Here is a 22,784-nt window from a genome sequence, read left to right as displayed (position 1 = left end):
TCTTTTTGTTACCATAAGGGGTAATGGAAAAAATAAATTATTGCAAAAATAATGGCTTACTCAAATCTCAGATTTGTTAGGATCTGATTGTTAGGTGGGATGTCAATTAGGTTGGATAGCGCTGTCACAGGGGCTTATCTATGTTTGAATATTAATACAAGGCAAGGAAGTGAAGTCGTTTTATGTCTTCGCTATTAGGTGGTCCATGACGGCAAAACAATGGTTCAACTGGCATAGTTTGAGTGGCGTGTGGTTTGGGGTGTTGCTGTTCATAATATGTTGGACTGGCGCGTTTGCGAGTATTGCCCACGAACTAGATTGGCTATTCAACGATCAGGTGAGGGCAGTGGAGGGCCAATCAAACATAAGCTTAGCAGCTGCTTATGAGATGGTACAAAAGGCGTATCCTGACGCCCGAATTGGGATTGCCTTTACAGGTCCTGATAGCTATTTTGCACATGACATCGTGATGCGAATGCCTGATAGTCCATGGCAACATGTTTATGTCGATCCATATTCAGGAGCTATCTTAGGTGAAAGTAGTTTTTTTAATATTCAGCGCTTTTTTCGCGATTTCCATATGCATTTTTTTGGCGTGTTTGACAGCATCATTTCATACTATCTTGTGCTTATCTTTGCAGTTCCTTTATGTATCTCGACCGTGAGTGCGCATTATGTATATCGCCTCTGGTGGAAAAAGTTATTTGCATTTACGTTTAGCGGGGATGCACGTGCCAAGATGGCAAGTATGCATAAAATAAGTGGGGCGTGGGGCTTATGGCTTGCGGTTGTTATTTCGCTTACGAGTATCTGGTATCTATTTGAGTTTGTTCGAATGGATATGGTCGATGGTAAAACTGCTTTTACTGATGTTGGGGATTTTGCCGTTAATCCTTTGGCTGAACTGCCGCGACAGGATAAACCCCAATTGTCTGTTGTGGAATTATTCGCAATAGTAAAAGCGGCGAGACCTGACCTTGAGGTGAAAGCCATTCGCTATTCTGGAGGTTATTTTTATGCTGAAGGGCAATCGCAGGATTGGGTAGTTCGGGATAGGGCAAACAAGATCTATGTCAACCCTTACACGGGGGAAGTTGTTTATAGCCAAACGGCATCAAGCCAAGGGCTGTATTGGCGCTTATCCGATACCGCCGATCCCCTACATTTTGGCAACTTTGCGGGGGTATGGGGGAAAATATTGTGGTTTATATTTGGGATTGTACTTTCATTTTTGGTCCTCAGTGGTACTTACATGTATATCAAGCGGCAGTTTAAATTGCGTCGCAAAGATGAATACCGAGGTGTCGTGGTATCATTAGCGTTGAGCTTAGGATTGCTCTTATGTATTTGCTTTTATGCCCAACACACTATTGCGGGTTATGGTATGGCAGGAAAGTGGCCGGAGTTACCGATTGCTTCGTTTACTTTTTTATTAAGCTGGGTGTCGCTCACTTGCTTGATTATCCTATTTTGGAGCATCGCTTTGCTCAACTTATGCCTGAAAAATCGGAGTTCTTCGCTCAGCTTTAGTCGAAATTGATTGCTGAAGACCAAAAAAAACCTCGCAGCTGCGAGGTTTCTTCACTCATGAAACTGTGATTAAACAACACCACGAGGTAAGCGGCAGTCGTGATCTTTTGCTGCTAGTTCAGCAATCCACTGTTCTTCCGCTTTGAAGCCATCTTCGTTTTCTGTAACGATAGTAAAGCTTGCTGATTTTACAGCTGCTGCCTTCGGCGCTTTCTTAGTCGTTTTCGCTTTTTTGGCAGGCGCCTGCGTTTTCTCACTTGCTACAGCTGACCCTGAAGTTAGCTCTTCTGTTAATTCGGCTACCTCAGCAAGACGCATGTTTTTGCCACCATCGATGCTATACCAACCTGGCTTTGCAGTGATCTCAGGCTTTTTGCCATGTGCAGCTTCGTACGCAGCTTCGAAAGCGCTTAGTACTTCAGTTTTATCTAGTTTACTCATCGTAGATCCTAGTCGTGTTGTACGCGGATACGCGGGTTAAGATTAAACTCTATTTATACCCATATTTGCGCAAATTTTCAATTTTTTACGTTTTTCAGCGCTAATTTGTCGAACTTTAGCCTGATTTTGGTGTCTTTTTCAGCGCTTAAAGTGCCTCAGGGTCAATAACACGACGGATCGTGATCCACATACTACCAAGCTGTTCATGCCAAATCCGAGTGACTACTTCTAAGGCCTTATGGTTCGGAATAAATTGTCTGCTCAGTGGGTATTGCTTGAAGTTATAAAACTCCGTCGGTGCAGCGATCACTTCTATGCCTTGTGCTTCAAATAGGTTTTTTGCGCGTTGTATGTGCGATGCTGATGTGACCAATGCGACGTCATAATCGACTAGTAAAGGCGCTAGCATTTTTGCTTCGTCCGCGGTGTCTTTGGCATTGGGATTTTGCTTAATACGTGTAGCTGAAATACCTAGGCTCTGTGCGGTTCTTGCCATGAGTCCCGCGCTTGTTGCATGGCCATAGCCGTAACCAGAAACATACAGCCGAGCCTTTGGGTAAATATTAGCAAGTCTTACGCCTTCAACTAATCTGGCTAGGCCGCAGCTGCCAAGTTGGGCGTTGCTGGGGAGAGATTTATCTGGATATAAATCACAGCCAAGTACCACGATTTTATCTATGTTGTTGTGCTTGCTTGGATTGAATGCGGGGAGAGTGCCTGTATCCCATTCAATAATATGTTGTGCGACATAAGGAGTCGATAACGCCCATGCGGTCAGTAAGACGAGCCAGCTTGCGATGTAAGGTCCTTTACGCGTTTTGGCGATAAAAAGCATAAGCCCCATAAGCACCACTAAAGATAATGGTAACGGCATCATAAGTTGACCGATAACCTTTTTGACTTCAAACATTTAAACATGCCTTAGATTTAGATAAGCCTGACGCAATGCTAGCATGAGATGGGAGTAGTAGAAATGTATAACAGTTAGGGCTCAAAAAGAGCCCTGTCATCTATCTTGCAGTGGTTTTACGGCAAGTATTGAGGAAATGACGATAAACAGGGTTATCTTTCATGCTTTTCTTCATTGCTAAATACATAGGACGATTTAGCCCAAGTGCGCCTAGAGGAATCGATTTAATTAGCCCTTGGCTCTCATAAGGTGTCACTAACCAGTCCGGTAAAGCTGCAACCCCCATACCTGCACTAACCAGTTGGAAGATTAATAAACCTTGATCGACGGTTTTTAGCGTACCGTCAAAGCGTGCATTTTGAATAAAGTGCTTAAATATGTCCTGACGCTCGCGAGGAATAGGGTAAGAAATGATGGTTTCATCTTTTAGGTCGAGTGCTGTGACATAGGCCTTCTTGGCCAATTCGTGATCTGGTGCAACGATTAACTTTAATTTAAAGTCGAAAAGGTGCGCGTATTCCAGTTGTTCTGGTTCTCGAATGTCTGAGGTAAGCACTAAGTCCAGCTCATCTTCAATAAGGTCAGGAATAGCGTCGTAGCTAAAACCACGTTCGTAATCGACTTTAATGTCAGGCCAAAAGGTATTGAATTCTTTAATTGTTGGCAGCAACCAGTGAAAACAAGCATGACATTCCACGCTTAACCTGAGTTGCGAGATAGGTTGATTAAGGCTTTCCTTCAACCGACATTTGGTTGCTTCAACTTTAGGTAAAACATCGTTGGCAAGTTCCAATAATAACATCCCTTGAGGGGTAAAACGTACTGGTTGCGTTTTGCGCTCAAAAAGCTGGCAGTCGAGTTTGCTCTCAAGATCTTTGATCTGATGTGATAAAGCAGATTGAGTCAGGAATAGCTCTCGTGCTGTATTCACGAGAGAACCAGTTTCTTTCAAGGTGGAGATAGTCTTTAGGTGCTTTATATCAATCATTATCAACAATTCTCATATTTTAAGTGAGCAAATCTCAGCATTACTCAATATTACGATTCTATTTAGTTATTATCAATGTCTAGACGTCTAAATACCTACAGTGAATTGTTCAAAAATTCACAAATCCACTATAGCACTAAAAATGACAGCGTTGTCACTACTTATGTAAAAATTTTTTAAAAAATTACAATTTAATTTTATTCATATGAAATCTGAGAAAGCATCAATTGTTGTTTTTGATTATGAGAATTATATTTTTAGACATCTATACATCTAGGTGGAATTAAAATCATGGCATTAACACATAACTTGGGTTTTCCACGCGTAGGCAAAAAACGTGAACTTAAATTTGCAGTAGAGCGCTATTGGTCGGGCGACTTAACGCAGGACGACTTAATCGCGGAAGGAAAGCGCATTCGTGCAGAAAATTGGGCATTGCAAGCTGAGGCTGGTGTTGACCTTCTACCTGTAGGCGATTTTGCTTGGTATGATCACGTGTTGAATACTTCATTACTTGTCGGCGCGATTCCCAGTCGTCACAAAAATGATGAGTCGGTAAATCTTGATACTTTGTTTCGGATTGGCAGGGGACGAGCACCTAGCGGCTGTGCGTGTGCTGCAAGTGAAATGACGAAATGGTTCAACACCAATTATCATTACATCGTCCCTGAGTTAACTCAAACGCAGGAATTTTCCCTGACTTGGACGGAGTTGTTTACTCAAGTAGAAGAAGCACAATTACTTGGCTACCAAGCAAAACCCGTATTGGTCGGCCCGGTAACCTACCTCTACTTAGCTAAATGCGTTGGTCAAGAGTTTGATAAATTGGCTTTATTAGATAAGTTATTGATTGTATATCAGCAGGTACTTAACAAGCTTGCTGAGCAAGGTGTTGAGTGGGTACAAATTGATGAACCTATTTTAGCACTGGAAATCGACGATGCTTATCGTGACGCGCTGCGCCGGAGTTTTGATGCGTTGAGCGGGCAAGGAGTAAAAGTGTTGTTGGCCAGTTATTTTGACTCCGTACAAGCGCATGTTGAAGATATCCAGTCTTATCCCGTAGAAGGCGTACATTTTGACTGCGTAACGGCAAACTACGACTTGGCTGCGTTAGAGGAAGTAGTTGGGCAAGATAGCGTGCTGTCTCTAGGGGTTGTGAACGGTCGTAACATTTGGCGCTCGGATCTTGAAGGTGTATATCAGCAACTTGCTCTGGTTCATGAACGTCGAGGTGATAATCTCTGGCTTGCTCCTTCATGCTCATTATTACATACGCCAGTCGACTTAGATCAAGAGCAAAAACTTGATAGTGAGTTAAAGTCTTGGCTCGCATTTGCCAAACAAAAAGGACAAGAGCTGGCATTATTGAAAAATGCATTGGAGCAGCGTGATATTACCCAGTTGGTCGAATATTCTAAACCTGTAAAAGCGCGTTTGACTTCTACTCGCGTGAATAATAATGAGGTGCAGCAGCGTGTTTCAGCGCTTACAGCAAAAGATGGCCAACGCAATAGTGAATTCGCAACCAGAATTAAAAAACAAGCACAGTCGCTAAATTTACCCTTATTGCCAACCACAACGATAGGCTCCTTCCCACAAACCCAAGCTATTCGTAAGGCGCGACGTGATTATAAAGCGGGTACGTTGAGTGCTGATGCTTATCAAAGCCAGATGGAAGCAGAGATCCGTTATGCCGTTGAAGAACAAGAAGCGCTTAACTTAGATGTGCTGGTTCATGGCGAAGCAGAGCGCAATGATATGGTTGAGTACTTTGGTGAATTACTCGAAGGTTTTGCCTTTACTCAGTTTGGTTGGGTGCAAAGTTATGGTTCGCGCTGTGTTAAGCCCCCAGTGATCTGGGGAGATGTCTCGCGTGCGGCACCAATGACTGTTAATTGGGCGAGTTATGCACAGAGCTTAACCAAAAAACCGATGAAGGGCATGCTAACAGGGCCTGTGACTATTTTATTTTGGTCGTTTGTCAGAGATGACTTAGACAAGCCGAGCATCGCAAATCAAATCGCATTAGCACTGAGAGATGAAGTGGTGGATTTGCAAAACGCAGGGATTAAGGTGATCCAAATCGATGAACCTGCATTTAGAGAGGGGATGCCACTCAAAGCCAGTCAGTGGCAAGCCTACTTAGCGTGGGCGGCGTATGCGTTTAGGGTATCTGCAAGTGGTGTGAATGACGAAACACAGATCCATACGCATATGTGTTACTCGGAGTTTAACGATATTATCGCCGCCATAGCGGATATGGATGCGGACGTGATCACAATTGAAACGTCACGTTCAAATATGACCTTACTCGACGCCTTTGAAGATTTTGACTACCCCAATGACATCGGGCCTGGCGTTTATGATATTCACACACCAAACGTCCCTGAGGTGGCATGGATAAAAGACTTAATTCACAAAGCAGCGAAGAAAATCCCGGTAGAAAGATTATGGGTGAATCCAGATTGTGGGCTAAAAACCCGAGCATGGACAGAAACCCGAGCCGCACTTGAGAATATGGTGACAGCAACCAAGGAGCTTAGAAGCGAATTAGGGGGAAGTTAATCTAAACCAGTTCAAATACCTCATTGTTTACAAACAATGAGGTATGTGGCGAGTGTATCTAGTTTCTACTCAGTAAAAATGCCATCGCTTGATCTGCGGCGAGTGGTTTAGAAACAATATAACCTTGGCCAAACTGACAGCCTTTTTGCTTTAATAGCTGCCACTGGGTTTCGAGCTCGATACCTTCAGCGACAACGGTTAGGTTAAGTGATTGTGCAAGTTTCAAAATCGCATCAACTAGCGGGTTTTCTCTTTCAGTTAGTTGGTCAATAAAGCTCTTATCAATTTTAAGCACATGAATGGGGAGCTGGTGCAAATAACCTAAAGCAGAGTAACCAGTGCCAAAGTCGTCAAGATAAAGCTTCACTCCAAGGGATTCTAATCCTTGAATAATTTTGGTTGCGAGGGCGAGGTTTGCTATCAATCCAGATTCTGTGATTTCCAAACATAAAGAGCCAGGTGTAAGCTCATAATGATGATAAAGTTGCTGAATTGTATCAACGAACTCTAAGCTTGCGAAATGTCGCGATGAAACATTTACCGTAACGCGAGTCTTCGGCAGCTTTTGCGCTTTCCAACGTTTGAGTTGTTTGGCTGCTAATTCCAACAAATGTAAGTCAAGTTCAATGATCTGTCCGGTTTGCTCTGCAATTGGAATAAAAGCATCTGGAGAGACGAGACCATTTTTGGGGTGAAACCAACGGACAAGGGCTTCAAAGCTCACAATAGCGCCAGTCGTGAGAGAAAATATCGGCTGATAATACAGCGCAAATTCATTGTTTTTTATGCCATGTTGCAGATCATTTTCAATATCGGCTTGCTGTTTTAAGCGCTTGCGCATGGCATTATTAAAATAGCAGACTTGACCCCGGCCCGAAGATTTTGCTTCGTACATGGCGGCATCTGCTTGCTGCAGTAAATTAATTGCGCTATCGGACTCGTTATCAGTGAACGCAACGCCAATACTGCCTGAAGCTTGCAGAACATGACCATCTATATGAAGGGGCTTGGTTATAGCCGTGGTGATCCTATCAAGCAGCAGAGTGACTTGTTGCCTGTCTTGGACATTTTCCATAAAAATCGCAAACTCATCACCCCCGAGCCGCGCAAAGGTGTCGGTTTTGCGAATACAGCCATTTATCATCTCGACAATAGCAATCAAGAAATGGTCGCCAACATCGTGGCCAAGTGAGTCATTAATGCTTTTAAATCTGTCTAAATCGAGATAGATCAAGCAGTGCAAATTAGAGGACTCCACTCGCGCTAGCCTCAAAATGGCATGTTTGATCCGCTCTAACAATAAATAACGATTGGCAAGACCCGTTAAATCGTCGTGCAAGGCTCGATGTTCTAGCGCCTGCCTTGAAAGCTGCCGGTCTATGGCCATGCTGACTTGACGACTTATATAAGTCAAAATAGATAAATCATGATTCACGAAAGCTTGGTCGTTATTGTAGCTTTGCAACACAATCACGCCCTGATATTGATCATTAACCAAAAATGGTACGCCTAACCAAGAGCGTGGCGAGCGACCCACCATTTTAAAATCACCCCGCGTGATATGCATTCTAAATTGATCGTTATCACACAGCAGTGGTCGTTGGTTCTTCAGAATATAGTAGGATGCAGTATGCTTAATCTGATCTTTTGATACTTTTTGGTGTGCATTACATTTTTCGCCTCCCTCAATCAAATAATCGATTTCTAAAATATCCTGTTGAGTATCGTAAAGGCCGATAAAGAAGTTCTCGGCGCAAAGCTGAGAGGCAATGATTTTATATAAGTCATCATAAAAAGCCTCAAGGTTCTCAAAGCGATAAGTGATGTTCGCAATTTTAAGCAGGGACTTTTCTAAATTCTGTGCTTGGTGTAACTGGGCAATCGTGGTTTGGAGATTTTCTAAGGTGCGTAACTGATGGATTTTGGCACTGAGTAGATGTGCGACCGTCGATAATATTTGTAAATGCGCGGAGGTAAAATAATCAGCCTCTGGATGCTCACAGTCAATAACACCGATTAAGTGGTCGTCATACTCAAGTGGTACACAAAGCTCTGACATCGCTGGTCGTAAGTCAGCAATATACATGGGGTGAGAGGCGACGTTTCCAGAAATAAAGGGCTCTCTAGTCGTTGCGACTTGCCCGGTAATACCTGAACCAATCTTTATCTTTGTTTGTTCAACACGATAATCCCCATTAGCATGGGAAACGCCCATACTTGCAGCGACTTCTAGATACTCTTGATAAGGATCAGCGAGATAGATAACACAATCTACAAACCCCAGTCGATTAACGACCTGTGTTGTAACGTATTCAAATAATTCGTCAAGTTTGGTTAGATGCAGCAGCGACGAAGAAAACTGGTTGATGATGCTAAGCTGCTCAGTTTTTGATTCTAATTTTTGGTTCTCAGATAGCATACATATTTCTCAAGAAAAGATGCTACTAAGTTAACTTAAAATGTACATATTTACCAATATTGTGAAAAATGAAAACGAGCTAAAAGTAAACTTACAAAATGAAATAATCTGCGGTTGGCCTGAAAAACTTTACTAACACCCATGTGCAGCCTATGATCGGGCAAATTCAGCAGTGGAAGAGAGCAATGACGAGCAAACAAACGTTAACGATTACACGACCAGATGACTGGCATGTGCACCTACGTGATGGTGATGTCTTGGTTGACACGGTAAGAGATATAAGTCGCTACATGGGCCGCGCGATTATCATGCCAAACCTTGTACCACCAGCAACTTGCACAGAGACTGCTTTGGCTTATCGTGACCGCATTATGGCCGCTAATCCTCAAGGTAACTTTCAGCCTCTAATGGTGTTATATCTTACGGATAACACGACTCCTGAAGAAATCAAAAAAGCGAAAGCAACTGGCCATATTGTTGCAGCTAAATTATATCCAGCCGGTGCAACGACAAACTCAGCATCGGGTGTAACGGATATTGAAAATGTATATCCAGCGCTCGAAGCGATGCAAGAAGTTGGCATGTTGCTACTCGTGCACGGTGAAGTGACGGACTCTTCTATTGATATCTTTGATAGAGAAAAAGTATTCCTTGAGACAAAACTGTCCAAAGTCGTTGATAACTTCCCAACGTTAAAAATTGTACTCGAACATATCACAACAAAAGACGCAGTTGATTTTGTTAATCAAGCGCCTGACAACGTTGCTGCAACTATCACAGCTCATCATTTGCTTTATAACCGCAATCATATGTTGGCTGGTGGCATTCGTCCTCACTATTATTGCTTACCTATCTTAAAGCGTAATACGCATCAACAGGCGTTAATTGAAGCGGCGACAAGCGGAAGTAAAAAATTCTTCTTGGGCACTGACTCAGCCCCTCATGCGAAAGATAAAAAAGAAGCCGCATGTGGCTGTGCCGGTGCGTACACTGCACATGCCGCAATTGAGCTTTACACAGAGGCATTTGAAGATGCAAATGCGCTGGATAAGTTAGAAGGTTTTGCGAGTCACTTTGGTCCGGACTTTTATGACTTACCGCGCAATACGGATACCATTACGCTGACTAAGTCTCCTTGGCAAGTGCCTGATACATACAAATTAGGTGAAGGAACGGTCGTGCCAATTAAAGCTGGGTCGACAATTGATTGGAAAGTTGAATAAGATTTAAACAAAATGTAATTAAATCTTCTTAATTCTAACTAAAAAGCGCCATTATGGCGCTTTTTTCGTAACAAAATTAAAATTCATAGAATACAATTTGTTTTTTATTAATTTTAATATAGTATTCAATATAAATATTAAAACTAAGCTTAATTGAGAGAGTATCAATGCGTGAGATCAAGTCTTTTATTAAAAATGCAAGCTACGGTGATTTGGAAAAAGCGTTAGAGCTTATTCAAAAAGCACTGGACGAGCAAAAGGAACAACAGCAGGCTAAAGAAGAAGTATTGGCTATGCTGAAAGAAAAAGGACTTACGCTTGATGATTTAGTAGGCACTACGCCAGCTGACCGTCGTTCTAAAGTAAAAGCAAAATACCGAATTGAAAAAGACGGTGAAGTAATTGAGTGGACTGGCCGTGGTAAAACACCTAAAGTATTCCAAGGTGTTAACCTAGATGATTATCTAATCTAACAATACTTTATTATGAAGGTTGTTCGGTATTGAACAGCTTTTTAAAATAGCATAAATAAAAGGCGTATCTTATGGATACGCCTTTTTTGACTTAATTATTTATATCCTGAGGTGCTTATTTACGTTTTAAGACCTTACCAACAAGAAGCGGTACAAAATACGCTGAATCACTTTCGAAAATCAAGCGAGTCAGCCGTTATTGTATTACCTACAGGGGCCGGAAAGAGTCTAGTGATTGCGGAGCTTGCACGGCTTGCGAAACACAAAATATTAGTATTGACTCATGTTAAGGAGCTCGTAGAACAAAATGCACAAAAATATAAAAGCTATGGGTTACAAGCGAGTATTTTTTCTGCTGGATTAAAAGAAAAGTCGTTACAGCACCAAGTGACTTTTGCCAGCGTGCAGTCATTGTCTCGAAACTTATCACAACTCAATCAATTTTATTCATTAGTTATCATTGACGAATGTCACCGAGTGAGTGGGGAAGATAATAGTCAGTATCAGCAAATTTTAAACCAGCTGGCTCAGTTTAATCCTGAACTAAAGTTACTGGGCTTAACAGCAACCCCTTATCGTTTGGGGATGGGGTGGATATATCATAAACATTATCACGGTTTTGTTAGAGGAAAAGCTGATTCACCATTTAAGCAGTGTATTTACGAATTACCGCTTAGATATATGATAAAAAATTCGTATCTGACGCCGCCTAATAAAATTGATCCTGCCGTTGAGAATTATGATTTTTCTAGTTTAAGTACAGATTCGTTTGGGCGTTATTCAGAATCTGATATGAATACATTATTACAAGCACAAACTCGTGCAACAAAGAGCATTATCACTCATTTACTGGCGCTCAGTGAAAATAGGGCGGGAGTAATGATTTTTGCCGCGACGGTTATGCATGCAAAAGAAATTCTCGGCTATTTACCCACGCAATATAGTGCGCTTATCACGGGTGAAACCAAATCTGCCGAGAGAGATGCACTTATCATCCAGTTCAAAAATAGAGAAATTAAGTATTTAGTGAATGTTTCTGTGCTGACTACTGGGTTTGACGCGCCCCATGTTGATGTTATCGCTATTTTGAGACCCACGGAGTCCGTGAGCCTCTATCAGCAGATTGTAGGCAGAGGACTTAGGTTAGACGAAAACAAAGAAGATTGCTTTGTCATTGATTATGCAGGCAACGACTTTGACTTATTTGCACCTGAAGTGGGAAGTAAAAAGCCAAATTCAGACAATGAGCCCGTACAGGTGCTGTGTCCTGGTTGTGGTTTTGCCAATATTTTCTGGGGCAAGGTAGACGAGCAAGGCAAGCTTATTGAGCATTTTGGTAGGCGCTGTCAGGGATTGCTTGAAGACGATGAAGGTCACTCGCAGCAATGTGATTATCGTTTTAAGTATAAAGAATGTGAGCAATGCGGTGCAGAAAATGATATTGCTGCAAGGCAATGCCATCAGTGCGGCGCAATAATGGCCGACCCAGATGATAAATTGCGTGCCGCACTGAATTTAAAACATGCAATGGTACTACGCTGCAGCGGACTCTGTGGCGAAGTGCTTAGTGGTAATAAGTTAAAAATTACTTACTTTGACGAGGATGGGGCAAGTTGCAGTGAAGTCTATGACTTCTCTAATCAAAAGAGTCTATTTATATTCCACCAGCAATTTGCAAAGCGGCGAAAATCTACGTCGGCACCTGCAAAATGGCAGTCAGCTGAAGAAGTGATAGATACTGATTTGATTGCACCGGATTTCGTGATTGCTAAATTACACAAGAAGTTTGGTTGGCAGGTTTCTGAAAAGCTGTTTGATTATCAAGGAAGCTACAGAAAGGCTGACAAAAGTTAGCCTTTCTGTGGCGGTTTATTCTTCCGAGGCCATTAAGCCCCAGCCATCACCATATCCTTCATAACCATTGGCTATGCTTTCAAGGTATTGCTCCGTTTGACTCAGTAGCTCGTGCATCGGGACCATAGTCACCGTGGTGATCACTTCCCAAACGCCTGTGTCAGGACATTGTTGTAACTGGGTTTTCGGTGCTAATTCGTCTTTCTCAATCGCGCTAATGAAACGCTTAGCATCATCAGCTTGCTCGAAAAGAATATAAAAATCGATATTCTGCATTTGCGTCAGATCAACGCCAGCAGCGGCAATCTCAGCTAGAAGCTCACCGTTATCATCATTTGGGAATTGCATAATTTCACTCTGCAGGTTCAATTGCTGCTATTGTCCGTCATCTGCAAGAAAATAAAAAGGATGAATGTAAATAAATGTGCGATAAAACCCACTGCGTTACAACAAAATACACCCTATGTTCAGCTTCAGCTCAGTAAAATAGTAGTTTCTCTGAAAAGTCGTTTTACAGTATCCATTTTCACAAGCACAATGGCATTATCGATGCCCATAAGTCGCGATATTTAGGTCGTTTTATTTTAATGAAGCCGTATTTCTCTTGTTTAACATTAGCGCTTTTTTTGTGCTGCTTTTTCTCGTTTAACGCAGGTGCTGAGTCTCGTCCTGCATCAGTAAAAATCTCCAACATTGAAGTCAAAGTCGAAAACGGCGACGTAGAAGACAACATCACTGGTTTTTTAAAATCTTACAAAGGTAAGCCAAAAGTCCCTCGGGTGATGAAAGAGGTGCGTGCAGACATACGTCGCGCTTTGCATGCTTTAGGTTATTATCATTTTGATATTCAACTCAGTGGGGAAGGGCAAAACGTCATAGCCGAAGTCAAACTTGAAGCACCACTGAAATGGAAAGATATTAATATTGAGCTTGTGGGTGCGGGTAGGGACAATGCGGATTTAGTTTCGCTTATCAAAGATGTACCGATCCAAGTTGGCAAGCAAGTCAATCATAGTGATTATCAGGCAACGAAAAGCCGCTTTGAAAGCGAGCTACTAGAACTTGGATATTTTGATTATCAATGGCAAGAGTCCAAATTGCTTGTTCACAAAGCGAATCGCTATGCTGGCGTGCGGCTGCTTCTCAACACTGGTAAACGATATCAATTTGGCGACCTTGCTATTGAGGGAAACACCAAAGCGGCTAACTATATACGTTCGCTAAGCCCATTTTCGAAAGGGCAGCCGTTTGAAGCGAGCCTCTTGTCTGACTTTAATCTGTCTTTAAATGCCACCCCTTATTTTAGTGCGATAAAGGTTTATCCGCTGTTAAAGGACCGGACGAGCGATCAGATCCCAGTTCGAGTGAGTGTTGAAGACAAACCCGCAAATAGCTTTGAAGTGGGTGCTGGCTACAGTGATGATGTGGGTGCAAAAACCCGTTTTAAGTGGACTAAACCCTGGATCACCGAGGATGGCCATTCCTTTGAGTCCAATCTGAGGCTATCGCAAAAGCAACAAGATATCACTGCCAGTTATACCATTCCAGTAGACAATCCTAACGACGATTTGTGGCGTGTGTTAGGCGGCTATAAAGTGCAGGATGAAGTAACGGAAGGGATCAACAGTCGGATTTGGAACGTACAGGTACAGCGACAATGGCTAACGGATGATGAGTGGGTGAGAACGGCGTTTTTGAAACGTGAACATGAAACCACAGAACAGTTAGGCGAAAAACAACGCACGGAAATGTTGATCCCAGGCATTAGCTACTTAAAGAAAGAAAGTAAAGGTGGCGCGCTACCTTACTGGGGGAATGAGCGCCTGATCTCCATTGAAGCCGCAGCAGATTCTGTACTATCGTCTGCAAATATGTTGAAAGTGAGATGGAACAATGAATGGCTAAGAAGCTTTGAAACCAAGCACTTGTTTTTTGGTCGCTTAGACTTAGGGGCGATCGTGACAAAGGATATTGACCAAATTCCGTTTACCCATCGTTTCCTTGCAGGGGGAGATCAAAGTATCCGTGGTTTTGCCTATGAATCTATCGGTCCTCGCGATGACGAAGGGCGCATACTTGGTGGCAGATATTTAGCCACTGGCACAGTGGAATATAACTATCAATTCCATCCAAGTTGGCGAGCCGCTTTGTTTGTTGATGCGGGTACTGCAACGAACGATTTCTCGGACGCTTGGGAAGTTGGGGCCGGGTTTGGTTTTCGTTATTTAACCCCCGTTGGCCCAATCCGGCTCGACCATGCTTGGGGGTTGACCAAAGAAAGTAAAAGCACCCGTCTCAGTATTGTTATAGGACCTGAAATCTAATGCAGTTCAGAAGCTTAAGAATCAAAATCATTACTGCCATTATCAGCCTATTTTTACTTTTGGTTTGTTTATGCTTTACCTTGCCGGGGCAAAAGTTACTGGTTTGGGTAGCGAATAAAACGGTTTCAGGGTTAGCAATCGATAGCTTAGACAAGCGCTTATTATCTGGCGCCAATCTTACGTTGCGTTATCACAATGACGATATCGATATTCGCCTTAGAGACACCAAAGTTACTGTTGAGTGGTTGACTTGTGCCAGCGTTTGCATTGCGCTAGACGCAAAAGAGATAGCGATTGTACAAAAGCAGAAAAGTGTCAGTGAAGCGGAAACTACTGAAAGTGGCCAAGTTGAGTTACCACTGCCAATTGCAATAAAACGTGCGCAAGTTCAGCAATTTTCGTTGGAAACGCCGGATATTAGAGTGCAATTGCAAGGCTTAGACACGCAGCTTTCAGGTTCTGGCTCACATTTTAATGTCCCTTTTTTGCTGTTAGACAGTGTAAAGTTGACCACAAAGGCAACCGATAAGCCCGTGCCTGCAAAATCGCCAGTACCACTTAATGCATTAGCGCCACTCCAACTACCTAAGATAGACCTGCCGCTAACCGCTGAGCTCGGCGAGTTAAAGATTAACAACCTCGCGATAGATGAGCAGACGCTTGAGAATATCAAGCTTTCTCAAGTTGTAGTGGATGAAAATGTGGACGTGGAGCAGGTTCAGCTTAACTATCAAGAATGGTTTATATCAGCGGCGGCAGAAGTCTTGCTTAACGACTGGACTGTTGATCTTAGGTCAACCTTGAGTGCGCCACAGGGGTTAGCCAGTTTAACACTGGCGGGTCGCCCTCACGATCTCACGCTTACTTTGAATAGTGAGGGAATGGCGTTTGCAAAACTGCAAGCCCATGCGGATTTGACAACGAAAAACTGGCCTTTTGAGTTACAGGGTCAAATAGATAAGTTAGTCATTCCGTCAGGGTCCACAACTTTAAAAGGTGCAACACTCGGCTTGAGCGGAGATGCCTCAAAATACAATTTATCAGGCTCAATCGCTGTTAATACAGTGCAGTTTGGTGATGTCACCGCGACACTTGAAGGGCAAGGTGGACTACAAGCATTTACACTTGCTAAAGCCAAGCTTCAGCTTGAAAAAGCGCAAGCGCAAATAGCAGGACAAGTGAACTGGTCGCAAGGCGTGAAGGGCAAAGTGAACGGGGACTTTTCTCAGCTACCAATCGATAGGCTGCTAGGACTAGTGCAATACGATGCAGGCCTGACGGAAAACGATATGCTGGCAGGGCAATTCGCGCTCGATTTTGTGAGCCAAGGTGAACAGTGGCAAGTTAATGTTGAGCGCTTTAAGCTCGATGGTAAAGTAGCGGGTACACCACTTAATGCGGACGTTAAGGTCGTTGTGGATGAGAGCCTGCTAGGTGAGTTTAGCCATGCACGCCTGAATTATGGCAAAAATAGCCTGACGGTAAGCGGTGAGCTTGGTCAGCAGTTAGATCTCGATATTGACTTTCAGTTTGAGCAGGCGGCAAATACGCTTATTCCAGCCGACTTGAAGGGCAGTGGTGAAATCTTTATTCAGGGCGACCACCTCAAGCCGAGTATTCAGACCGATATTAAGTTTGACTCTGTGCGCTACCAAAATATAGCACTACATGGCTTAACGACGAAAGGCTCGGTTGATATTGCCAATGAAGTGACTGGGCAAATTAGACTGGCACTAGACCGTTTGATTATTGACTCTGAAATGGTTGAAGACATTCGTTTAGCTGTGAATGGCAACCAGCAGCAACATAACGCGACATTGGATATTCGTGATAAACGAGTGGTTGCAAGCTTTGAAATCAATGGCAAGATGCAGCAGTCAACTTGGCAGGGAGAATTGTCGTCTGGTGAGGTAACTTCTCAAGGGCAAACAATTGCATTGCAAAGTCCCGCCGCAATCGTGATCAGTGATGTCAGTCAGCGCATTGCAAAGCAGTGTTGGCAGATAGATGATACTGATTTGTGTTTTGCAGCCGAGCAAAAGGGCACACAAGGGCAAGCCGATGTTAAACTGGAGAAGTTGGCACTGGCTAAACTACAAACTTGGTTGCCAGCAGAGCTAAAAATAACAGGTGAAACTCAGGCCGTGGCTAAACTTGCGTGGCAAAATGGCCAAGTAACGCGAGCCGATGGCGAGCTGAACATTGTTGATGCTGGCATTACGACTCATGGGCAAACATTTTCAATTTCCGAATTTAAAGCGTTACTAAAAACCAATAACAAGCAAATCCACGCTGATTGGCGCATGACCTCCGATACCTTAGGTAAGTTCAGTGGTGATACACGTGTGCCGCTAGATAAACAATCCCCTCAATTAGCTGGTAACGTAAAAATAGAGTCAATTGAGCTAGCTAAATTGTCAGCGCTACTAAACCGAGTAACGGAACAAAGCTTTGACCTGCAAGGGGAAGTGTTAGGGGATATAAATATCTCAGGTAGCCTCGCAGCCCCAGAAGTGAACGGTAAACTAACCGCTCAGCGCTTATTTATGTCTTCGGACTCTTTGCCTGTGGAAATCGATAAAGGTCACATCAATCTTGATTTTAATACCACTTCTGCTCAACTTGAGGCTGAGTTAACTGCAGCAAAAGGCGGCAAGGTGGCACTCACTGGCGAAGCCTATTGGTCGCCCGAGCTCTCTGCCGAAGTCAAAATAAAGGGCGAGAATATTTATGTGCAACCTGACTCACAGATTGAACTAACCGCAAGCCCTGATTTAACACTTGCCTATAAAGATAAGATTGCGCGAGTACTTGGAGAAATTGTGGTGCCGTTTGGCCGAGTAAACATTGAATCTCTGCCTGAGGGAGTCACCTCGCCAAGCGATGATGAAGTTATTGTTGATGCTAAGGTGCAAAAGCAGATGTCGGTGCCAGTTCAACATGAAATAGATTTAAAACTGACCGTTAAAGATAATTTTAGGGTGAAAGCGCTTGGGCTAGATAGCTTTGTTACCGGTGCAATCGAAATTGATAAGCAAGTTGAGTCGCCAATGCTGGCAACGGGAGAGTTGCAATTGCGAGAGGGGAAATACCGTGCATTTGGCCAAGACTTGTTGATCCGCACAGGACAAATTGGCTTCAATGGTGCATTAGATAAACCATATTTGAACATTCGAGCTATTCGAAATCCAGCGACAACCGCCAATGATGTGATAGCCGGAGTTGAGCTCACTGGCAATATTGCTAAGCCGCGTTTGACTGTGTTTTCAGAGCCAGCAATGGACCAAGCCAAGGCACTGTCATACCTACTTAACGGGCAGCCTTTAGGGGAGTCAGAAACCTCTAACAATGCGCTACTCACGCAGTTTTTACTCTCACAGGGAATTGACCGCAGTGAAGGATTCTTTAGTAAGGCGGGGGAATCGCTTGGACTTTCGGATGTTAACCTATCAGCAAAAGGCAGTGGTGACGATACACAAGTTGAGGTGTCAGGCTATATCACCCCCAATGTTCAGGTCAGTTATCGGGTTGGGGTATTTGAGTCTATTAATGAAATTGCGCTGCGTTATCGTGTTTTTTCGAAGTTTTATGTTGAAGCCACGAGCGGTTTGTACAACAGTATAGACTTCTTATACAAATTTGATTGGGATGACAAATGAAACTGCTCTGGCTCGCTCTAGGTTTTGTGATATTTCCTCTCAAAGCACAAGAAACAACGGAAATTAGAATCAGCGCTGGTGCCGATCCGTACATTATAGAGTTGCTTACTTTGAGTTTGTCATCCCAGATAGAGTCAGCGAGGCTCGTATCAGTGAGAAGTATTCCTTCTCAAGACAGAGCGGTGCGCCTACTTGGAGAAAAAGGGGGGCTGGATGTCAGTTGGTTAGTGACTAACTCACAGCGCGAAAAGGCCGCGAGCGCAATTCGCATTCCCCTAGTGAAAGGGATTTTGGGTTATCGCATTCCTTTAGTACACAGACATAATCAAGCCTTACTGAGTGGAGTACGCTACATTGGCGACTTGCGCCGAGTTACTTTTGGTTTACGCAGAGATTGGCCAGACCATCAGATTTTTGAGCGTAACGGCCTTAGTGTGACTTCTTTCTCACAGGAAGACAGTGGTTACGACATGTTGTTGAAAAAACGTTTTGATGTGTTGCCAAGCGATTTAGTGAGTATGGAAGCTGCACTGAGTGACACGGACTTGGTCGCAGATCAGCACGTGGTGTTTTACTACCCTTCGGCGGTATACTTTTTTGTTTCTCACGACAACCCGTTGCTCCATAGCCAAATTGAGAAAGGCCTCAAAAGCGCATTACAAGATGGCCGATTTGAGGCGTTATTCTTAAAACACTTTTCCGCTCGTCTTGAAAAGCTAGATCTTAAAAACAAAACAGTCATAGAATTAGACAATCCAAACCTGCCACCCAGTGCGCCGTTGGAGGTGCCATTTTATTGGTATAAACAAGGAAAATAATAATGAAAAAAACCTTACTACTTATTGCGCTTGCCATAAGTACATCCCCTGTCTTAGCAAAACCTGATACAAAGTCACCATCGGAAGTCGTTGCTGAGGCCAAAAGCAGCGACTGGCAGCAGCTGGACCCTGAAAATATTCTTAAAATAGAACTACAAACAGGACCGGTCTATATCGCGCTTAACCCTGAACTTGCGCCTAATCATGTGGCAAATATTAAAGCGTTAGCGCGAGAGGGGTTTTACACAAACTTGAGTATGTATCGGTTTGTGGAAAACTTTGTGGCCCAAGGCGGCGATATGTCGGACAAGAAAATGCCGCAAAAAGGAAAAAAAGCGATTGCCGCCGAGTTTTTTCATAGCACAGAACCAACCTTGAAGATCACATCGCTAGATGCTGTGGATGGCTACGCGCCACGTACCGGGTTTTTAAATGGTTTTGCCGTAGGACAAAATGATGCTGGCACCAAAACCTGGATGACGCACTGCGTTGGTTCGTTTGCCATGGCCAGAACCAACGATATTAACAGTGGTGGTACCGAGTTTTACATTACGTTGACGCCGCAGCGATACCTAGACAAAAATACTACCGTGTTTGGACAGTTGTTATCGGGAATGGAGCATGTTCAGCACCTAGATCGTAAACCTGTTGCTGGACAAGCGTTCAATGTTATCAAAGGGGTTACGGTGCTTGCTGATGTAAAAGGTGCGCCTTCGTTTAAAAGGCTGAAGACAAATACGCCGATTTTTGAGTCGCTAATTGCTGCGCGTAAAAATAGAGCGGGAGATTGGTTTGTTGATACACCAAATCACACCGACATATGTTCGGTCCCCGTCCCGGTTGAAATGGAAGACGCGACAGGGGAATAAATAGCAATACTTAGATGTGATAAAAAGCCAAGCCATGTGAGAACATGGCTTTTTTACGTTTTACTGTCGGTTAGTTCTTACCGCATACGGAGTTTGATCTTGTTCACTCGAACGATATGGATTGATATCTAACCCGCCGCGGCGAGTATAGCGCGCATAAACCGATAATTTTTCAGGGTTAAAGGTGCGCCAAAGCTCACAATAAATGCGTTCCACACATTGCTCATGGAACTCGTTGTGATCACGGAATGAGATCAGGTACTTAAGCAGCGCTTCTCGGTCGATTTGCTTACCACGGTAACTTATCACCACGCTTGCCCAGTCTGGCTGTGAGGTGATCAAGCAATTTGACTTGAGTAAGTGGCTGTGAAGCGTCTCGTCAACCATATCCTCAGAGGCAAGTTGTAGTAAGTCACTATTTGGTGTGTAGCTATCAACTTCAATATCAAGCTCATCGATACACTCACCAGGGAGGCGCGAGAAAGGAATACAATCGAATTCGTCTGCGCCAAATAATGTCACGCTAACTTGGCTATTTGATGCCGTGGAAAGATCCGCAGCTAGCGTTTGGCGCACGGTTTCCATCGTATCAAAGCGACTTTGGTTAAAGCTATTCAAGTAAAGTTTGAACGATTTTGACTCAATGATATGTGAGCTTTGGCAAGGAAACACAAAAGTGGCAACCGCAACTTGAGGTTTACCTTTGTTATTGAGCCAAGACAATTCGTAGCCTGTCCAGGTATCTTCACCTTTAAATGGTAAAGCGGACTCATCAACATTGATTTGGTCACGATTAAGTTTACGTGCAATGGGGTGCAGCAGGCTTGGAGTATAAACACTGGCGTATTCTGTGGTTTTACCAAGCACAGAAGATTGCAGCTCTGGCGAGTTACTGTAGTCTGTCATGTTAATTCAAATCTCGTTACAATGCGGTCATTATAACGAATGTTCACCTCGGGATTAATAGCAATTTGCTTAATTGCACGAAACAAGTATTCAGCCCGCAGTGAGAAAAATAAAGAGAGCTTTATATATGACTCAGCCCGTAAATATGGCGCGCTTGCATCAAGCCTATGTAGATTATCATCAACAGACCTTTAAAGATTTACCGAGCACCGAGCATGATGAAAGTTGGCCAAGCCCATGTGAGCAGGGTGAACCGAACAAGCTTAACGAGATAAAATGGCTAGCGGTAGAGCGCTCACCAGCGGGACATTTAAATGATTTAGCCAAAGCGTTGGAAACGCAATTTCCTGAGGGATTGAACGGACTGTATGGTGATTTCTTTGCTGGCAATATCGTGGCATTCATTGAGGGTAAGCAAATTGAGCTACTGCAAGTATGGAACGAAGATGACTTCGAGCGCTTGCAGCAAAATATCACCGGCCATATTTTAATGAAGCGCAGGCTCAAACAACCTGAAACCGTGTTTATTGGCTTAACAGAAGCAGATGACTTATTGGTGTCGGTCGATATCGCTACGGGTCAAGTTGGGTTAGAGTTTGTCGGTAAGAAGCAGCACCATGTTTTGGCTGATTCTATCGCAGAGTTTGTGGAAAAACTGACAGTCAACTACCCAATATAGCTAATTGATATAAAGGAGCTTGCGCTCCTTATTGAAAGTCCCACGAAATATTCGAGACCAATTGGCAAGTTTCACAGCGAAAGTCGAAAAGGCCGAACCAAGGCTCTTCAAGTAACCAGTCTCCCTGGCAGCTTGGGCATTTTCTTGCTTTTTCTGCGGCGAGGTTTTCGCCGCCAACACGATACAGATAATAGTAAACCGGTTTTTTCGTGAGATAGCGAATACGTTTGCTCAAATCCATGCCGCGTCTAAACAAATCGCTACCCGTGCTGGAAATTTCTTCCAATGCAGCAAATTCGCAGCGAGTTGCGCCATTGATCTGTATTTGATCGCAGGCTTGCCAATCTTCTTTCCATTTGATCAGTGCTTTGTAATCACCGTTGGCAATAGCTGGGATTTTATATAAAGGTACTGGTAAAAAGTCGTCGCCACAATACAGTGGACTACAAGTGTGTACGTATGTGGTGTAGAGAATGTAGCTTGACGGTTCATGACAGGCATCAGCGCTGTTGGCATGTATATCTTGCCCAAAAACTTTGACCTTAGGTGCAAGCAAGCCTGATTGCTGTAGCTGGTCAATTGCAAACTTCACAAAAGGACTATGGTTTAATGGATGCAAAGCGTCTTCTTCTGGACACATCACACGAGTAACGAAATAGCCATCTTTAAGTACAGTTGGAAATTCGTCACCAATGATTTGACCATTAAAGCGAAGCGCATTGACCACACGGTTAATGGCCTGCTCGGCAGCATCTAAGGTGGTTTCCTCATAGCAATCAAAAGTTAAGTCGACAACAAACACTACGACTTCTCCAATAAGGCAATGAGCTTATCAAGCTTAGCTTCAATTCTATCTAATTGGCTTTGTGAACTTGCTTTGACGACCTCTTCAACCTCTTGAAAGTGATCAATACAGGTAGGGTCTTGTTTGTACGCAGCAATGCCTGAGATGACGTCTGGCATTGCGACGCTTTGAGTTAATTTGCTTTTTGTTAGCGCGACGGTTGGAGTCTTTCCACTATCGACTAATTTTTTGATAGCTCTGGCAACGGCAGGGTGCATAGAGGTTCCTAAACGCCTTAATCATAGGAGTGGATCATAGCACCAAGTTACGCAAGGAGCG

At 43.5% G+C, this 22,784-nt stretch carries 18 protein-coding genes; 10 read left to right on the top strand and 8 right to left on the bottom strand.

Annotation, left to right across the window (positions count from 1 at the left end):
- Positions 1 to 205: 205 nt before the first annotated feature.
- On the top strand, positions 206 to 1,540 hold the full coding sequence (locus A587_RS0101935) for a PepSY-associated TM helix domain-containing protein (protein ID WP_017216217.1): 1,335 nt from the start codon (positions 206 to 208) through the stop codon (positions 1,538 to 1,540).
- Between the two features lie 59 nt (positions 1,541 to 1,599).
- On the opposite strand, the gene A587_RS0101930 is transcribed toward A587_RS0101935, so the two are convergent.
- From A587_RS0101930 to A587_RS0101920, 3 genes are all read right to left on the bottom strand, one after another.
- Positions 1,600 to 1,971 carry a hypothetical protein gene (locus A587_RS0101930; RefSeq protein WP_017216216.1) on the bottom strand — a complete coding sequence of 124 codons (372 nt, stop codon included), beginning with the start codon at positions 1,969 to 1,971 and terminating at the stop codon, positions 1,600 to 1,602.
- Positions 1,972 to 2,116: 145 nt separating this feature from the next.
- On the bottom strand, positions 2,117 to 2,881 hold the full coding sequence (locus tag A587_RS0101925; RefSeq protein ID WP_017216215.1) for a YdcF family protein: 765 nt from the start codon (positions 2,879 to 2,881) through the stop codon (positions 2,117 to 2,119).
- Positions 2,882 to 2,981: 100 nt separating this feature from the next.
- Positions 2,982 to 3,869 (bottom strand): LysR substrate-binding domain-containing protein, encoded by an 888-nt coding sequence (locus tag A587_RS0101920; protein ID WP_010370874.1) that lies wholly within the window; start codon positions 3,867 to 3,869, stop codon positions 2,982 to 2,984.
- A gap of 291 nt (positions 3,870 to 4,160) precedes the next feature.
- Here A587_RS0101920 and metE point away from each other — a divergent pair, with 291 nt between their 5' ends.
- On the top strand, positions 4,161 to 6,437 hold the full coding sequence (metE, locus tag A587_RS0101915; RefSeq protein WP_017216214.1) for a 5-methyltetrahydropteroyltriglutamate--homocysteine S-methyltransferase: 2,277 nt from the start codon (positions 4,161 to 4,163) through the stop codon (positions 6,435 to 6,437).
- Between the two features lie 58 nt (positions 6,438 to 6,495).
- Here metE and A587_RS0101910 read toward each other — a convergent pair whose 3' ends face one another.
- Entirely contained in the window at positions 6,496 to 8,856 is a 2,361-nt protein-coding gene (locus A587_RS0101910) for a bifunctional diguanylate cyclase/phosphodiesterase (protein WP_010370877.1), read from the bottom strand.
- A gap of 185 nt (positions 8,857 to 9,041) precedes the next feature.
- Here A587_RS0101910 and pyrC point away from each other — a divergent pair, with 185 nt between their 5' ends.
- The 3 genes from pyrC to A587_RS0101895 all read left to right on the top strand — a co-directional run bounded on the left by pyrC (position 9,042) and on the right by A587_RS0101895 (position 12,406).
- Positions 9,042 to 10,079 (top strand): dihydroorotase, encoded by a 1,038-nt coding sequence (pyrC, locus tag A587_RS0101905; protein WP_017216213.1) that lies wholly within the window; start codon positions 9,042 to 9,044, stop codon positions 10,077 to 10,079.
- A gap of 167 nt (positions 10,080 to 10,246) precedes the next feature.
- On the top strand, positions 10,247 to 10,552 hold the full coding sequence (locus A587_RS0101900) for an H-NS histone family protein (RefSeq protein WP_010370885.1): 306 nt from the start codon (positions 10,247 to 10,249) through the stop codon (positions 10,550 to 10,552).
- A gap of 111 nt (positions 10,553 to 10,663) precedes the next feature.
- Positions 10,664 to 12,406 (top strand): DEAD/DEAH box helicase family protein, encoded by a 1,743-nt coding sequence (locus A587_RS0101895; protein WP_017216212.1) that lies wholly within the window; start codon positions 10,664 to 10,666, stop codon positions 12,404 to 12,406.
- A gap of 15 nt (positions 12,407 to 12,421) precedes the next feature.
- Here the strand turns inward: A587_RS0101895 and A587_RS0101890 are convergent, their stop codons facing one another.
- Positions 12,422 to 12,754: a ribonuclease E inhibitor RraB gene (locus A587_RS0101890; RefSeq protein WP_017216211.1), complete on the bottom strand. Its 333-nt coding sequence runs from the start codon at positions 12,752 to 12,754 to the stop codon at positions 12,422 to 12,424.
- A gap of 239 nt (positions 12,755 to 12,993) precedes the next feature.
- Here A587_RS0101890 and A587_RS0101885 point away from each other — a divergent pair, with 239 nt between their 5' ends.
- From A587_RS0101885 to A587_RS0101870, 4 genes are read left to right on the top strand one after another with little or no spacing between them, the layout of a single operon-like run.
- Positions 12,994 to 14,730: an autotransporter assembly complex protein TamA gene (locus tag A587_RS0101885; protein ID WP_017216210.1), complete on the top strand. Its 1,737-nt coding sequence runs from the start codon at positions 12,994 to 12,996 to the stop codon at positions 14,728 to 14,730.
- The gene (gene tamB, locus A587_RS0101880) at positions 14,730 to 18,389 is read left to right on the top strand and encodes an autotransporter assembly complex protein TamB (RefSeq protein ID WP_017216209.1); all 3,660 of its coding nucleotides are present in this window, start codon (positions 14,730 to 14,732) and stop codon (positions 18,387 to 18,389) included. Before A587_RS0101885 ends, tamB begins: the two co-directional genes overlap by 1 nt.
- Positions 18,386 to 19,207 carry a transporter substrate-binding domain-containing protein gene (locus A587_RS0101875; RefSeq protein WP_017216208.1) on the top strand — a complete coding sequence of 274 codons (822 nt, stop codon included), beginning with the start codon at positions 18,386 to 18,388 and terminating at the stop codon, positions 19,205 to 19,207. Before tamB ends, A587_RS0101875 begins: the two co-directional genes overlap by 4 nt.
- Before the next feature lie 2 nt (positions 19,208 to 19,209).
- The gene (locus tag A587_RS0101870) at positions 19,210 to 20,076 is read left to right on the top strand and encodes a peptidylprolyl isomerase (protein ID WP_017216207.1); all 867 of its coding nucleotides are present in this window, start codon (positions 19,210 to 19,212) and stop codon (positions 20,074 to 20,076) included.
- Between the two features lie 60 nt (positions 20,077 to 20,136).
- Here A587_RS0101870 and queF read toward each other — a convergent pair whose 3' ends face one another.
- A complete protein-coding gene (gene queF, locus A587_RS0101865) occupies positions 20,137 to 20,982 on the bottom strand; it encodes an NADPH-dependent 7-cyano-7-deazaguanine reductase QueF (protein ID WP_017216206.1) in 846 nt (281 codons plus the stop codon).
- 127 nt (positions 20,983 to 21,109) lie between these two features.
- Between queF and syd the strand changes: the two genes are divergently transcribed.
- Positions 21,110 to 21,661, top strand: a complete 552-nt coding sequence (gene syd / locus A587_RS0101860) for a SecY-interacting protein (RefSeq protein ID WP_017216205.1) — start codon at positions 21,110 to 21,112, stop codon at positions 21,659 to 21,661.
- Positions 21,662 to 21,689: 28 nt separating this feature from the next.
- Here the strand turns inward: syd and A587_RS0101855 are convergent, their stop codons facing one another.
- Positions 21,690 to 22,463: a Zn-ribbon-containing protein gene (locus A587_RS0101855; RefSeq protein WP_010370909.1), complete on the bottom strand. Its 774-nt coding sequence runs from the start codon at positions 22,461 to 22,463 to the stop codon at positions 21,690 to 21,692.
- Positions 22,463 to 22,723 carry a hypothetical protein gene (locus A587_RS0101850; RefSeq protein WP_010370912.1) on the bottom strand — a complete coding sequence of 87 codons (261 nt, stop codon included), beginning with the start codon at positions 22,721 to 22,723 and terminating at the stop codon, positions 22,463 to 22,465. The genes A587_RS0101855 and A587_RS0101850 overlap by 1 nt, the downstream gene beginning before the upstream one ends.
- Positions 22,724 to 22,784 lie beyond the last annotated feature (61 nt).

The organism is Pseudoalteromonas sp. NJ631, assembly GCF_000276645.1.
Taxonomy (GTDB): domain Bacteria; phylum Pseudomonadota; class Gammaproteobacteria; order Enterobacterales; family Alteromonadaceae; genus Pseudoalteromonas; species Pseudoalteromonas piscicida.
This window is presented reverse-complemented; position numbering and strand designations above follow the sequence as displayed.